Consider the following 14,268-nt stretch of genomic DNA (forward strand, 5'->3'; position numbering starts at 1 on the left):
TCGACATCGCGCAGTTTCTCGCGGGCGGGCTGGTGCTCGTCAGCTTCATGCTGCTCTACCAGGACCGTCTCTCCGGCCTGATCAACGTTTATGCGCTTCATGCTTTCGCTGACGCTGTCGGTCGCGTGGCAGGCCTACGTGCAGGATGCGCCCATCTCTATGTCACGGCCGCCATCACGCTCATCTTCAAGGCGACCATCATTCCGCTGAGCCTGCAAACAATCGTCAAGCGGCTACGCATTCATCGAGACGGTCGAAGTCGTAGGCGGGATCGGTCTCACCATGCTGATCGGCATGTTTCCCTCGTCGCGCTGTCCTTCGTCACTGTGCTCGGGTGACCACCGCCGCCGACCCCTATGCGCGGGAAGATCTCGCCTTCGCTCTCGCCATCGTCCTGCTCGGTCTTCTGATGATGGTGACCCGCCGCAAACGCGGTCAGCCAGATCATCGGCTTCATGTCGCTCGAAAACGGGCTCATCCTCGCCGCCGCCGCGGCGAACGGGATGCCGCTCGTGGTCGAGATCAGCGTCGCCCTCTCCGTTCTCGTCGCCTTCATCGTGATCGGCATCTTCCTGTTCGCATTCGCGAACGCTTCGACACAGTCGACCTGTTGGAACTTGACCGCGTGCGCGGAGAACGCAGAAAATGACATCCGAGATTTTCATGGCGTCGAACGCGCTCATCGCCATTCCGGCGGTCGCCGCGGCGTGCTCGCGATGGGAGAGGGAGATTATCGCCGGTCGGCGCGGAACAACGTCGTCGCTTGCGCAGTGACGTTTTTCCTGGCGATCGTTCTCCTTCTCAAAGGGAAGGCGGACGGAAGCTTCCTCTTCGTCGACGATCTCAACATCGTCTTCGTCGTCGCTCTCCACTTCGTGGGTTTCACGACAAGCGTGTTCAGCGCCAGCTACATCGCGCATGAGATCGAGACCGGCCGGCTCACGCCCTCCAATCTGCGATTCTACCACGCGATGTATCAGGCTCTGATGTGTGCGATGAATCTCGCTCTGCTTGCGAGCAACATCGGGTTGATGTGGGTGGCCGTCGAGGTGGCGACGCTGACGACCGTCCTGATGGTTGGCATCTATCGCACGCATGAGGCTCTGGAGCGGCCTGGAAATATTTCATTCTGGGCAGCATCGGCATCGCGCTCGCGCTCTTCGGCACCATCCTCGTCTACATGGCGCCGAGCCCGTGCTGGGCGAAGGCTATAACGCCATGGTCTGGTCGTCGCTCATGAAGGAAGCGTCGCATTTCAGCCCGCGCCTCCTCAACGTCGCCTTCGTCTTCCTCATGCTCGGCTACGGCACCAAGGTGGGGCTCGCCCCCATGCACGCCTGGCTTCCCGACGCGCATGCCGAAGGGTCCGACGCCGATTTCCGGCGGTGTTGTCGGGACTGCTGCTGAACGTCGCGCTCTACGCGGTTCTCCGCTTCAAGATGCTGCTGACGGCGAACGCCGCGGCCATCACGCCCGGCCCCATGCTGATGGTTCTCGGTCTCGGGTCGGTCCTTTTCGCAGCCTTCATGCTCTATAGGCGCGACGACATCAAACGGCTCTTCGCCTATTCCTCCATCGAGCACATGGGCGTCATCGCCTTCGCCTTCGGCATGGGCGGCCCGCTGGCCAATTTCGCCGGCCTTCTGCACATGGCGATGCACAGCCTGACCAAATCGGCGATCTTCTTCGCCGTTGGTCACATCGCGCAGGCAAGGGCACCCAGAAGATCGCCGACATTCGCGGCCTGACGGTCAGCCATCCGTTGTTGGGTTGGGGGCTTGTCGTCGGCGTCTCGCGATCTGCGGCATGCCGCCGCTCGGCGTTTTCATGAGCGAGTTTCTCGTCGTCAGCTCCACCTTCGCACGGCAGCCGTGGCTCGCCGTTCCTCTGGTCATCGGGCCTGCTCGTCGCTTTCGGCGCTCTCCTCATGCGACTGACGAGCATGGCTTTCGGTGAGCCGAGCGAGAGCCGCGGCGAAGTTCAGGCTTCCTTCGCGCCGCTCGTCGCCCATCTCGCTCTCGTTCTGATTGCGGGTCTGTATCTGCCGGCCTATCTCGTCGCGTGGTTCAAGACCGTCGCGCGGCTTCTGGGATAGGCATGAAGGGGTCGCAGATGGTTGGCATGCTCCAAAAAGAAAAACTGGCTTCGTCGGCTTTCCCCATTCCTTCTCGCCCGTGGCGCGCGAGGAGGTCGACGACGCCGGGGTGGAAGCGCACGATCGAGGAGATTGCAAGCGGCGCGAGCGACATGCTCGGCCTCTGGAGCGACGGGAGCAACGTCTATCTGGGCGTCTTCGAGAAGGACACTGTCCGCATCGTTTCCTTCGACTGCGGCGCAGAAAAATCCTATCCCGCGGTGGGATATCTCCATCCGCCCGCGATCAGGCTGGAAAAGGCGATCCGGGATCTTTTCGGCTTGGAGGCGGAAGGCGCAACGGACCGCGCCGCTGGCTCGACCATGGCCGCTGGGGCCTCCGTCATCCCGGAGCCGGGCCGCAGCCGCTCGCCACGACGAGCGACCGTTACGAATTCTGCCCGGTCGAGGGCGCGCCCCTCCATCAGATACCGGTGGGACCCGGTCCACGCCGGCATCATCGAGCCGGGCCATTTCCGTTTTCGGCCAACGGCGAAGTGGTGTCCGAGGCTCGAGGAGCGGCTGGGCTTCGTCCACAAGGGCGTCAATCAGCTCATGGCCGGGACGCGCCCATCGCGCACGCCGCAAAAATCGCGGCGCGCGTCTCCGGCGACAGCACCGTCGCCTATGCCTCGCCTTCGCGCAGGCGGTCGAGGCCGCGCTCGAGATCGAGGTTCCCGCGCGCGCGACGCATGGCTGCGGGCGCTGATGGCGGAGATCGAGCGGCTGGCCAACCACTTCGGCGACATCGGAGGGATCTGCAACGACGCCTCCTTCTCGCTGATGCTGGCGCATTGCGGCGTCATGTCGCGAGGAAATCCTGAGGGCGCGGCCGCATGTTTCGGCCATCGGCTGATGATGGATCGCGTCATTCCCGGCGGCGTCGTGGCCGACCTGACGCCGGAAGGCGCGCAGGCGCTGCGGGAATTGCTGGAATGGATCACGGCGATGGTCCCGCGCCTCGTCAGCCTCTTCGGCGACACGACCTCCCTGCAGGACCGCACCGTCGGCGCGGGCGTGCTGAGCGGCGAACTCGCCCGCCAATATGCGTGCGGCGGCTATGTGGGACGCGCTTCCGGCCGGCGCTTCGACGCCCGGCTGACCGTCGGCTACGCGCCCTATGACCAGCTCTCCTTCGAAATGGGCGGATCCGAGGACGGCGACGTCGACGCGCGCGTCTGGGTGCGCTTCGACGAGGTGAAGGCTTCTCTCCAGATCATCGAGCAGATCCTCGACCGCCTGCCGCACGGCGAGCTCGCGACGAAAGTCGACGCGAGCCGCGCGGAAGGGCGAAGGCGCGGCGCTCGTCGAAGGTTTCCGCGGCGACGTCTTCGTCTGGCTGCGCATCGAAAAGGGCGTCATTCGCTGCGCGCCCATTTCGGGACCCGTCCTGGTTCCAGTGGCCCCTGCTCGAGGCCGCGATCAAGGGCAACATCGTCGCCGACTTCCCTCTCTGCAACAAATCCTTCAACTGCTCCTACTCGGGGCATGACCTGTAAGCTGGCGAAACGATGCGGAAATTTCTCTTTCAAGGCCTGTTTCGCGGCGCGCTGACCGAACCTGCGCCCGCCCCGGACGACGCCATGCTCGCCGAACTCGGCGCGACGCTGGAGAAGACCGCGCGAGAAAAGCTGGGCCGCAGTCTCTCGATCCGCGAGGTCGACGCCGGCTCCTGCAATGGCTGCGAGCTGGAGATCCACGCGCTCAGCAACGCCTTCTACGATCTGGAGCGATTTGGTCTGCGCTTTGTCGCGTCGCCGCGCCACGCCGACGTGCTGATGGTGACGGGACCCGTCACCAAGAACATGCGCGGCATAAATTAGCGCCTCAATATTTGTGAAGCTCTGCGGAAGGTTGCCAAGGTTGCGCCACAGAGAAAAAAGAGCTATGACGCGACGCCGGACCCCAAATGGGTGGTCGGCGTCGGGGACTGCGCCTTCAACGGCGGCGTATTTTCGGGAAGCTACGCCTGCGTCGGAGGGCGTCTCCAAGGAAGTTGGCGGCGACGCCCATTCCCGGCGGGGGGCGACGCGCAGCTCGCACGCGCGATTCGTTCCCGGGCTGCCCGCCGCGATCGCTGTCGCGCCGGTTCAGCAGAAGAGCATCAGCCGCACTGGTGATCGCCCTCGTCGCGGGGCGCGTCGCGACGCCCTCGCGCTGCGCGAATTGGAGCAGGCCCAGAACGACTATCGGCAGGCGACGACCGAGCTCAAGCGCGCAGAGGCGCGGCTCGAAGTGATCGGCGACAGCGGGACCGTCTCCGGCCAGCGCCAGATCGTTCTCACGGCCCCGATCGACGGCACCATCACGGCGCTGGAAACCGCGCCGGGCGACTTCATCGACAGCTCCACCGAGTCGATGATGACGATCTCCAACCTCGAAAAGGTCTGGGTGACGGCGAGCGTGCAGGAGAAAGACCTCTCCTTCGTCCAGAAGGACGAGCGCGTCGAAGTGACCCTTCTCGCTTATCCGGGCGAAGTGTTTTCGGGCAAGGTTCAGGTCATCAGCCAGTTGCTCGAGGCCGACACGCGCCGCAACAAGGTGCGCATTTCCTTCGACAACCCCTACGGCATCTTCAAGCTGAACATGTTCGCCACGGTGCGCTTCTTCGCGCCGGCCGCGCAGAGCATTCTGGCGCCCTCCTCGGCGCTCTTCATCGTCAACGACACGACGAGCGTCTTCGTCGAGACCGCCCCCTGGACCTTTCAAAGAAAGCCCGTCGTGATCGAGGCGGACTACGAGGGTTCGACCATCGTGCGCGGCCTGGAGCCCGGGCAGCGCATCGTGGTGCGCGGCGGAGTCCTTCTCAATGATTGAGCGCGCCGTCGAACTCTGCCTGCGCAACCGGTTGCTCGTCATTCTCGTGACGATCCTGGTCTTTTGCTACGGCATGTATTCCTGGACGCAGCTCAAGCTCGAGGCCTATCCCGACGTCGGCGACGTCACGGTGATCGTCACGACGCAGGCGCGCGGACTCGCCGCCGAGGAGGTCGAGCAGCAGATCACCGTGCCGCTTGAACGCGCGCTCGCCAGCACGCCCGGCCTCGTCACGATCCGCTCCAGCAGCACCTTCGCCCTTTCGCTCATCACCCTCGTCTTCAAGGACGGCGTCGAGGATTACTGGGCGCGCCAGCGCGTTCTGGAGCGCGTCAGCCAGGTGCCGCTGCCGTCGAACTACCAGCCGACGCTCGGGCCGTTGACCGGCCCCGTGGGCGAAATTCTGCGCTACTCGCTGGAATCGGACGTCAAGAACCTTTCCGAGCTCTCCGAAATTCAGCGCTGGGTGGTTCTGCCCGCCCTCAATCAGGTGCCGGGCGTGGCGAGCGTCGCCAATTTCGGCGGCCTGACGCGGCAGTTCGAACTCGAAGTCGACCCGCTCTCCCTGCAGCGTTATGGCCTCGGGCTTTCCGACGTGTCGCAGGCCATCACCAGCAACAGCGCGAGTTCGGGCGGCAGCCGCATCACGCGCGGCGAGCAGTCCTACGTCATCCGCAGCATCGGCCTCGTCCGCAATCTCGAGGATCTCGGCAATATCGTCGTCACCGAGAACAAGGGAACGCCCATTCTCACGCGCGACCTCGGCACGCCGCGGCTGAGCAGCCAGGAGCGCGAGGGCGTCCTCGGCAAGGATCACAATTCCGATACGATCCAGGGCACCGTCCAGATGCTCAAGGGCGAGAATGCGGGGCTCGTCTTGAAAGCCGTGCATGAGCGCCTTGGGCAGCTTCAGGCCGAGCTCGCGCCGCAGGGCGTTCGCATCGTCCCCTATCTCGACCGCAACGAACTTGTCGAAGCCACCGTCTCGAAAGTCGGGCACACGGTCGGCGAAGGCGTCGCGCTGGTTTTCATCGTCCTGATGCTCTTTCTCGGCAGCTGGCGCAGCGCCGTCGTCGTCGCGGTGACGATCCCGATCGCGCTCAGCGTCACCTTCATCCTGATGAATTTAACCAGGCTGCCCGCCAATCTTCTGTCGCTCGGCTCGATCGACTTCGGCGTGATCGTCGACGGCGCGATCGTGGTGACGGAAGCCATTCTGAGGGTGCGCGAGCACAATCCCACGCGCCCGCTCGAAACCGACACGGTCCAATTCGTCGTGCGGCAGGTCGTCAATCCGATCTTCTTCGCGACGATCATCATCATCACGGCCTATCTGCCGCTGCTCGGGCTCGAACGCGTCGAGGCGAAGCTCTTCTCACCGGTCGCCTATACGATTTCCTACGCGCTGTTCGGCGCCCTTCTCTGCTCGCTCCTCGTCGTTCCCGGCCTCGCCTATATCGCCTTCCACAAGCCGGCCGAGATCTTCCACAATGTCGTCCTCGAGCGGCTCCAGGACGGTTACGGTCGATGGCTCGCGACCTGCGTCGATAAGCCCCGCCTCGTTTACAGCGCCGCCGGCGCCGCCTTTGTCGGCGTCGTCCTTTTCGGCGCGACCATCGGGCGCGAATTCCTGCCCAATCTCGACGAGGGCTCTCTGTGGCTGCAGGTTCAGTTGCCGAGCGGCATCTCGATCGGCAAGGCGGAAGAGATGGCGCGCGACCTGCGCAACGCCGTGCTGGAGTTTCCGGAGGTCTCCTTCATCGTCTCGCAGATCGGCCGCAATGACGACCGCACCGATCCGTGGACTTTGAGCCATATCGAAGCGCCGGTGGGCCTCAAGCCCTATGACGAATGGCCGGCCGGCGAGACCAAGGCCGAATTCATCCGCCGTCTCAGCGAAAGGCTCAAGCAACTGCCCGGCATGGATGTCGGCGTCAGCCAGCCGATCATCGACAATGTCAACGACCTCATGAGCGGCGCGCACAGCGCCCTGGTCGTCAAGGTCTTTGGGCAGGATCTCAAGGAGACCCGCCGCATCGCCTCCGACATCGTCGCGACGCTGAGAGAGACGCCGGGCACCACGCAGACATCGATCGTGCAGGAGCCGCCCATCCCGCAGATCGCCTTCCACATCGACCGCAGCACGGCGGCGCGCTACGGCATCAATGTCGCGGATGTGGCGAATCTGATCCAGACCGGCGTCGGCGGCAGCCCCATCGGCCAGCTCTACGTCAACGATCGCAGTTACGACATCACCGTCCGTTTCCCGCCCGAGGCGCGCAACAGCCCCGAGGCGCTCGGCAACCTGCTCGTCAATACGACGGCCGGCGCGCAGGTCGCCCTGTCGCAGATCGCGAACATCACGCTGCAGAACGGCGAGAGCGCGATCTCGCACGACAAGACCAAGCGCTCCCTCACCGTGCGCGTCGATTACGACAATCGCGACCTCTCCTCCTATCTCGCCGACGCGCAGGCCCGGATCGCGAAGAACGTCAAATACGACCCCTCGCTCTACAAGGTGATCTGGGGCGGCAAGTTCGAGAACCAGCAGCGTGCGCAGGCCCGCCTGACGGTCATCGTCGGCGCGGTGCTGGTGCTGATGTTCGTCTTCCTTTTCATCGGCTTCGGCCGGTTTCGCTACGCCGCGCTCATTCTCGGCGTCGTGCCGCTCGCGACGCTGGGCGGCCTCGTGTCGCTGCATATTCGCGGCGACAGCCTCAATGTCGCGACCGGCGTCGGCTTTCTTGCGCTGTTCGGCGTCGCCGTGCAAAACGGCATCATCATGGTCGCCAATCTCAACAGGACGTCCGCCGTCCGCATCGCCGCCGCGCGCGCCCGCTGGGTCGCGAACGAGGTGGAGCCGCCGATCATGAAACGCGACTTCATCGCCGCGGTGAGAACCGGCGTGCTCGAAGGCGCCGGCGAGCGCTTCCGTCCCGTGCTGATGACCTCCACTGTCGCGACCGTGGGCATGCTCCCCGCTGCGCTGGCCACCGGCGTCGGCAGCGACGTGCAGCGCAGCCTCGCAACCGTCATCGTCGGCGGCCTGATCGTCGCGACGCTGCTGACGCTGTTCATCCTGCCGACATTCTATTTCGTGGTGGAGTGCTTCGTGCGCGCGCGCGGCGAGACGGTCATCACAAGGGAAGGCGTCCCGACGCGATGAGCCGACGCCTCGCCCTCCCTGTCGCCGCCTCGGCGCTGCTGGCGGCCTGCGCCGTCGGGCCCGACTTCGCGCCGCCGCCGGCGCCCGAAGCCGCGCATGTCACGCCCGAACGCACGGCGTCGCCAGGGGAAGGACAGCGTTTCGTCGAGGGCAAGGACATCCCCGCCGAATGGTGGACGCTCTACAAGTCCAGGCCGCTCGACGAACTGGTGAAGGAATCGCTGCAGAACAACGCCTCCCTGCAGGCGTCCGAGGCCGCCGTCCGCGTCGCCTATTACAACGCCGAGGCGCAGAAGGGCGGCTTCTTTCCGCAGGTGCTGTTCACCTCCAACGACAGCCAGAACCTTCAGTCGAACAATCGTTCGCTGGGCAACATCAATCCCTCGATCTTCAACCAGGCCTATCCGACGCCCGCCAATGTGCTGAGCGGGATTCCCACGGCCAGCCCGGTAACGACGAATCCGGTCGCGCCCTACGGCCTGTTCCTCAAGCAGCTCTCCATCAGCTTCACGCCCGACGTCTGGGGCGGCACGGCCCGCGCCGTGGAGTCGGCGACCGCGCAGACGGAGCAGCAGAGCTGGCAGCTCGAAGCCGCTCATCTCGCGCTGACGACCAATGTGATCGTCGCCGCGATCCAGGAAGCCTCGATCCGCGGCCAGATCGAAGCGACGAAGACGATCATCACGATCCTGCACGAGACGCTGGAAATCCTGAACCGACAATATTCCTTCGGCTCCATCGCCAAGGCGGACGTGGTCGCGCAGGAGGCGGAGCTCGCGCAGTTCGAACAAACCCTGCCGCCGCTCGAAAAGCAGCTCGAAATCCAGCGCAATCTCATCACCGCGCTGGCGGGGCGCCTCTCCTTCGAGGGCGCCGGCGAACAGTTCGATCTCAAGAGCTTCAAGCTGCCCTCGACGGTTCCGGTCAGCATCCCCTCGAAGCTCGTCGCGCAACGTCCCGACATCAAGGCGGCGGAAGCCAATCTGCATCAGGCCTCGGCGGCGGTGGGCGTCGCCATCGCCAACCGCCTGCCGAACATCACGCTCTCCGCCAATGTCGGCGCCAGCGCCTTCCACATGGCGCAGCTCTTCGCGCCGGGCACGGGCCTCTACACGGCGGCGGCGAATATCTCGCAGCCGATCTTCGACGGCATGACGCTGCTCAACAAGCAGAAAGCGGCGGAAGCGGCGCTCGAACAGGCCGACGCGCAATATCGCGACACGGTCATCCACGCCTTCCAGAACGTCGCCGACGCGCTGCGCTCGCTGCAATCGGACGCCAAGGCCGTGATGACGGCGCGCAAATTCGAAGACGCCGCCAAGCGCAGCCTCGATATCGTCCGCATGCAGGTGAAGTATGGGCAGGTGTCGCAGCTCGCCGTACTCAACGCGCAGCGCACCTATCTGACCGCGTCGCTCTCTCGCGTGCAGGCCGAGGCCACGCGCCTTTCCGACACGGCCGCGCTCTTCATGGCGCTGGGCGGCGGCTGGTGGAATCGCTGACCGGCGACCGGGGCGAAACGCGATGCGCCCCGGCCTTCCTTAATGTCGCTCAGTCGAGAACCTTGCCGCCGGCGTCCGTGCAGGCCTGGGCGGACTCCTTGTAGACCCAGCCCTGGCCCTTGCAGGCGTTCCGGCCCTTGCAGGCGTTTTTGGGCGAATGGCAATCGCTCTTGCCCTTGCAGCTATTGGCGCCGAGGCAATGCACGCGCGCCGTCGCCGTTTCCGCCTTCGCAGCGGGCGCGGTCCCCGCGAGCGCGATGGAAACGGCCGCGATGGCGAGCGTCGTCCCGTTGATCGTTTGTTTTTTCATGTCGTTTCTTCCCTGCGCCAATGAATGGCGCGCCATTGTAAGCGGCTGGCCCCGTTCTGCGCCAGCTGCGCCGATCCGACGCCGCGCCAATACTTTGTTAGGGAATCGACCGCGCTTTTTCGCCGCTCACGATTCGGACTGCATTCGTCCACGGCCCGTCCCGAAAATCCCGTTCCGGGACAGGCGTCGCGGGTCTGCGATTAACCTCGCCTCAATGCACGGTGAATTCGCCGTTCACGAGCCGCATCTCGGCCGGCCGGATCAGCTGCGCATGGGCGACCGTGACGCCATGCAGCGGCCCGTCGAGGCTGCGCGTCCAGAAATCGAGAAATTTGCGCAGCTCGGGGAAATGAGGATGCAGATCGTATTCCTGCCAGACATAGGACTGGAGAATTCTCGGATGATCTGGCAGCCGGTAGAGAATATTCGCCGTCGTGAGGCCGTAGCCCTGCATCTGCAACCGAAAGTCGCTCGACGCCATGTTCTTCTCCTTTCCATGCAAACGTCGCCTTCAAAATTAGAGGCGATCGGGGAATGAAAGCAACAGCCGCGCCAGGAAAATACTTTCAAAACAATGTACTAGCAGCATAGCGCCAAGAGTGCTGCTTTTTGGAGGAATGCTCTTGAAGAGCGCCTGCCTCCACACCATCTCGCCGCGCGTGGCCATCAGCGCCCGCGCTTGCATGGAGACAGCGATGGATCAGCCCGAATTCTTGTCTCCTAAGCATTTGTAAACCATAACCGAGAAGCCCGCCTGTCCTGGCGCGGACGCCATGATTTCGCCGGGCGCCTTCACGAGCCTGAACGCCGATGATTCTGCGCCTTGCTCTTCTCGCTCTTCTGCTGCTCCCGACCCCGCTTCTCGCCGGCGCGATCCCGCCGGGACAGAAGCCTTCCGTCGCTTCCGTCGTTCGCGCGGTGACGCCCGGCGTCGTCAACATCGCGACGAAGCGGATCGAATCCGTCGAGGTGCCGACCATCGTCGATCCGGTGCTTCAGGAATTTTTCGAGATCCCCAACAAGCGCCTGAAGCGCGAGACGACGTCGGCCGGCTCCGGCGTCATCGTCGACGCGGAACGGGGGCTCATTCTCACCAACGAGCATGTCGTGCGCGACGCCTCGGTGATCGAGGTCACGACCAAGGACGACCGGCGTTTTCGCGCGCAGCTCGTGGGAAAGGACAAGGCGACGGACGTCGCCGTGCTGAAAATCAGGGCCGACAATCTGGCCGCCGTGCCGATCGGCGACAGCCGTTCGCTCGAAGTCGGCGATTTCGTCCTCGCGGTCGGCAATCCCTTCGGCCTCGGGCAGACCGTCACCTCCGGCATCGTCTCCGCGATGGGACGCACGGGGCTCGGCATCGAAGGCTATGAGGATTTCATCCAGACGGACGCCTCGATCAATCCCGGCAATTCCGGCGGCGCGCTGGTGACGCTCGATGGTCGTCTCGTGGGGCTCAACACGGCGATCCTGTCGAAAACCGGGGCCAGCCACGGCATCGGCTTCGCCATACCCATCGACATGGCGCGGCGGATCATGTCGCAACTCGTCGAGTCCGGCGAGGTGCGCCGCGGCCATATCGGCATCTCGATCCGATCGCCGTCGAGCGGCCGCGCCGGGGCCGAAATCGTCTCGGTCGAGCCCGCCTCGCCCGCCGCGCTCGCGGGCCTGATGAAAGGCGACGTGATCGACGCCGTCGATGGCAGGGCGATTGCGACCCCGCCGCAATTGCGCACGCTCCTCGGCGTCATGCCGGCGGGAAGCGAGATCGAGATGAAGTTCCGCCGGGGCGGCGCGCCGATGCAGGCGCGGCTGCGGATCGAGGGAAGCCGGAAAGCCGCCGACGCGAGCGCGTTGCGCCCCCGATAGCCCGCCAAGGGCGAAGTCGAATCACCGAGCCGGACGAGAAAAACCGATCGCGCCTGGACCGCGCCGTCGGACGACCCTGTTTGCCCGCCTTTTTAGCTTTAACTTGACAGGAAGCGCTTTTTGCTAAGCTAATGCAAAAATCTCAATTAGTAGAGTTGCTTCCCATGATCCCCAATGGCAGGGCGCTTTTCAAGCTCCAGAACGACGAGCAATGGCTGCATCTGCTAAGCCGCAGCCTTCACGAACCACGGATCGACGGGATCGAATTGCCCCGGTTCCCGCATCCGGAACTGCAGCGGAGGGTGGTGGGCTCCGCCGACGCGCAGGCGCTCAACGAAGCCTTCGCGTTTTTCACGCTGGTGAAGGGCTATGCCGAGGCGTTGGCCATGCCGGTCCACGCCAAGACGCCCGTTCTCGACTTCGGCTGCGGGTGGGGACGCTTTACGCGGATGTTCTGGGGGGATGTGGATTCGGACGCTCTCTTCGGCGTCGACGTCGAGCCCGAGACCCTCGCGGTCTGCAAGGGCGTCGGCACGCCGGGCTCCTTTTCGCATATCGAGCCGAACGGTCCGCTGCCCTATGCGGACCAATCCTTCAGCCTCATCGTCGCCTATTCGGTGTTCAGCCATCTGCCGCAACGCCTTGCGGATTACTGGATGGGAGAATTGGCCCGGGTCGCGAAGCCGGGCTGCGTCATCGCCTATACGGTGGAGCCGAGAGGATTTCTGGATTTCATCCTGGAAATCCCTTCGCCGCCCCGCAACGATTGGGAGCGGGGACTCGCCCAGTTCAAAACCCGCGTCTTTGATCTTTTCGAGGACTATGACGACGGCAGGTTTTGCTACCTGCCGACTTCGGGCGGCATGCGTCTCACCGCCGACATTTACGGCGACTCGATCGTGCCGGAGAGCTACATCAGGGAGGCATGGGGCAAGTATTTCAGATGCCATGCCTATATCGACGAGCCCGCCCGCTTCCCGCAGGCGGTCGTCATCGGGCAAAAGCCCTGAGCGGGCCTACTTCAGGACGACGACCTTCGTGCCGACCTTGACCCGCGAATAGAGGTCGATCACGTCGTTATTGGTCATGCGGATGCAGCCCGACGACACCGCCGCGCCGATCGTGTCGGGCTCGTTCGACCCATGGATGCGGTAGTCGCTCGAGCCGAGGTAAAGCGCGCGGGCGCCGAGCGGATTCTCCATGCCGCCCGCCATGTAGCGCGGCAGGTCCGGCCGGCGCTTCAGCATGGGCGCCGGCGGGCGCCAATCCGGCCATTCGCGCTTGCGCGAGACGGTCTTGACGCCGGACCAGGTGAAGCCCTCGCGGCCGACGCCGGCCCCATATTCGATCGCCCGGCCGCCGCCCAGCACATAATAGAGCCGCCGCTCCTTGGTGGAGACGACGACCGTTCCCGCCTTATATTCCGGGTGGCTCCAGACGACGAGCTGCTTGGGGATCGCCTGCTGGCGGAAGAGGGTCAGGAAGTCGGCGATCGGCCCGCGGTCGAGGGGGCCGGCGACGGCGGGCAGCGCGCTGGCGACAAGAATGAAAACAGCTCCAATACTCAGCCTGCGCATATTCACGTTCCTCATTCTCGCCGGAGGCCTTGCCTTTGGCCCTTGTTCGACGAGGATTGAGGCTGAAATCTGACCTGTGACGCGAGCTTAACCGAGGGCGAGCATGGCGAAGCGCAGCGCCGGCATCCTGCTTTATCGCCGCGGCGCCGCCGGCGTCGAGGTGCTGCTCGCCCATCCGGGCGGCCCGTTCTGGGCGAAGAAAGACGAAGGCGCCTGGTCCATTCCAAAGGGGGAGATCGGCCCGCAGGAAGACCCGCAGGCGGCCGCGCGGCGCGAATTCCTCGAGGAGACCGGGGTCGCGCTCGACGGCGAGATGTCGCCGCTCGGGGCCTTCCGGCAACCCAGCGGCAAGACAGTCCTCGCTTTCGCGCTTGAAGGCGATCTCGACCCGTCCCTGATCAAGAGCAATCTTTGTCGCATCGAATGGCCGCCAAAGTCGGGAAGAGAGATCGACATACCCGAAATCGACCGCGCCGGCTGGTTTTCGCTGGCCGAAGCCCGGGCCAGGGTCGTCGCCGGCCAGCGCCCCATCCTGGCGGCTCTCGCGGAGAAACTCTTGGCCTGATCTATTGCGGCGGCGGGGTCCAGGCGGGCCATCGCGGCACCCAGCATTCGACGCCTCTGTGACATTCCGCCCCGGTCAGGCGGTTGCGATGGAGGTAGGGCGAGGCGGCGGGGCCGAAACGATTGCTCCAGGCGGCGGACGCCAGAGCCAGGACGACAAGCGTGAGAATGGCGTTTCGCCAGACGCGAAGCCGGGGCATGGACGCCTCCGCACTGCAGGGACCGATCCCGCCCAATTGGGGCGCCGGCGCGCAGCGCACAGCGTCGCCGGAGACGGCGCTACCTATCCGTGCAGTCGCGCGCCGCGATTTGTGGCGCGCGACCGAAAAC

At 64.7% G+C, this 14,268-nt stretch carries 10 protein-coding genes and 4 pseudogenes; 10 read left to right on the forward strand and 4 right to left on the reverse strand.

Going from position 1 to position 14,268, the window contains the following annotated elements:
- Window positions 1–5: 5 nt before the first annotated feature.
- The 7 genes and pseudogenes from ACPFMJ_RS12520 to ACPFMJ_RS12550 all read left to right on the forward strand — a co-directional run bounded on the left by ACPFMJ_RS12520 (window position 6) and on the right by ACPFMJ_RS12550 (window position 9,618).
- Window positions 6–649 (forward strand): annotated as a pseudogene (locus tag ACPFMJ_RS12520) (hydrogenase-4 component E).
- Window positions 646–2,095, forward strand: a pseudogene (locus ACPFMJ_RS12525) (hydrogenase 4 subunit F). Before ACPFMJ_RS12520 ends, ACPFMJ_RS12525 begins: the two co-directional pseudogenes overlap by 4 nt.
- Before the next feature lie 26 nt (window positions 2,096–2,121).
- Window positions 2,122–3,632 (forward strand): annotated as a pseudogene (locus tag ACPFMJ_RS12530) (hydrogenase expression protein HypE).
- A 12-nt stretch (window positions 3,633–3,644) separates the two neighbouring features.
- Window positions 3,645–4,115: pseudogene (locus ACPFMJ_RS12535) on the forward strand (NADH-quinone oxidoreductase subunit B family protein); the annotation flags it as partial.
- Window positions 4,021–4,950: an efflux RND transporter periplasmic adaptor subunit gene (locus ACPFMJ_RS12540; RefSeq protein ID WP_424360348.1), complete on the forward strand. Its 930-nt coding sequence runs from the start codon at window positions 4,021–4,023 to the stop codon at window positions 4,948–4,950. The pseudogene ACPFMJ_RS12535 and the gene ACPFMJ_RS12540, both read left to right, overlap by 95 nt.
- On the forward strand, window positions 4,943–8,116 hold the full coding sequence (locus ACPFMJ_RS12545; protein WP_424360349.1) for an efflux RND transporter permease subunit: 3,174 nt from the start codon (window positions 4,943–4,945) through the stop codon (window positions 8,114–8,116). The genes ACPFMJ_RS12540 and ACPFMJ_RS12545 overlap by 8 nt, the downstream gene beginning before the upstream one ends.
- Window positions 8,113–9,618, forward strand: coding sequence for an efflux transporter outer membrane subunit (locus ACPFMJ_RS12550; RefSeq protein WP_424360350.1), 1,506 nt, complete (start codon window positions 8,113–8,115; stop codon window positions 9,616–9,618). The genes ACPFMJ_RS12545 and ACPFMJ_RS12550 overlap by 4 nt, the downstream gene beginning before the upstream one ends.
- Before the next feature lie 49 nt (window positions 9,619–9,667).
- Here the strand turns inward: ACPFMJ_RS12550 and ACPFMJ_RS12555 are convergent, their stop codons facing one another.
- Window positions 9,668–9,928, reverse strand: a complete 261-nt coding sequence (locus tag ACPFMJ_RS12555) for a hypothetical protein (protein ID WP_424360351.1) — start codon at window positions 9,926–9,928, stop codon at window positions 9,668–9,670.
- Between the two features lie 211 nt (window positions 9,929–10,139).
- Window positions 10,140–10,409: an usg protein gene (locus tag ACPFMJ_RS12560; RefSeq protein WP_424360352.1), complete on the reverse strand. Its 270-nt coding sequence runs from the start codon at window positions 10,407–10,409 to the stop codon at window positions 10,140–10,142.
- Window positions 10,410–10,738: 329 nt separating this feature from the next.
- On the opposite strand from ACPFMJ_RS12560, the gene ACPFMJ_RS12565 reads away from it, so the two are divergent.
- Both ACPFMJ_RS12565 and ACPFMJ_RS12570 read left to right on the forward strand, forming a co-directional pair.
- Entirely contained in the window at window positions 10,739–11,797 is a 1,059-nt protein-coding gene (locus ACPFMJ_RS12565; RefSeq protein WP_424360353.1) for a trypsin-like peptidase domain-containing protein, read from the forward strand.
- Window positions 11,798–11,961: 164 nt separating this feature from the next.
- Window positions 11,962–12,807, forward strand: coding sequence for a class I SAM-dependent methyltransferase (locus ACPFMJ_RS12570; protein WP_424360354.1), 846 nt, complete (start codon window positions 11,962–11,964; stop codon window positions 12,805–12,807).
- A 6-nt stretch (window positions 12,808–12,813) separates the two neighbouring features.
- Here ACPFMJ_RS12570 and ACPFMJ_RS12575 read toward each other — a convergent pair whose 3' ends face one another.
- Window positions 12,814–13,374 carry a L,D-transpeptidase gene (locus ACPFMJ_RS12575; RefSeq protein ID WP_424360355.1) on the reverse strand — a complete coding sequence of 187 codons (561 nt, stop codon included), beginning with the start codon at window positions 13,372–13,374 and terminating at the stop codon, window positions 12,814–12,816.
- Window positions 13,375–13,477: 103 nt separating this feature from the next.
- On the opposite strand from ACPFMJ_RS12575, the gene ACPFMJ_RS12580 reads away from it, so the two are divergent.
- A complete protein-coding gene (locus tag ACPFMJ_RS12580) occupies window positions 13,478–13,939 on the forward strand; it encodes an NUDIX domain-containing protein (protein ID WP_424360356.1) in 462 nt (153 codons plus the stop codon).
- A 1-nt stretch (window position 13,940) separates the two neighbouring features.
- On the opposite strand, the gene ACPFMJ_RS12585 is transcribed toward ACPFMJ_RS12580, so the two are convergent.
- On the reverse strand, window positions 13,941–14,138 hold the full coding sequence (locus ACPFMJ_RS12585; RefSeq protein WP_424360357.1) for a hypothetical protein: 198 nt from the start codon (window positions 14,136–14,138) through the stop codon (window positions 13,941–13,943).
- Window positions 14,139–14,268 lie beyond the last annotated feature (130 nt).

Origin of the sequence: Methylocystis parvus (assembly GCF_049675845.1) — a bacterium.
GTDB lineage: Bacteria > Pseudomonadota > Alphaproteobacteria > Rhizobiales > Beijerinckiaceae > Methylocystis > Methylocystis parvus_A.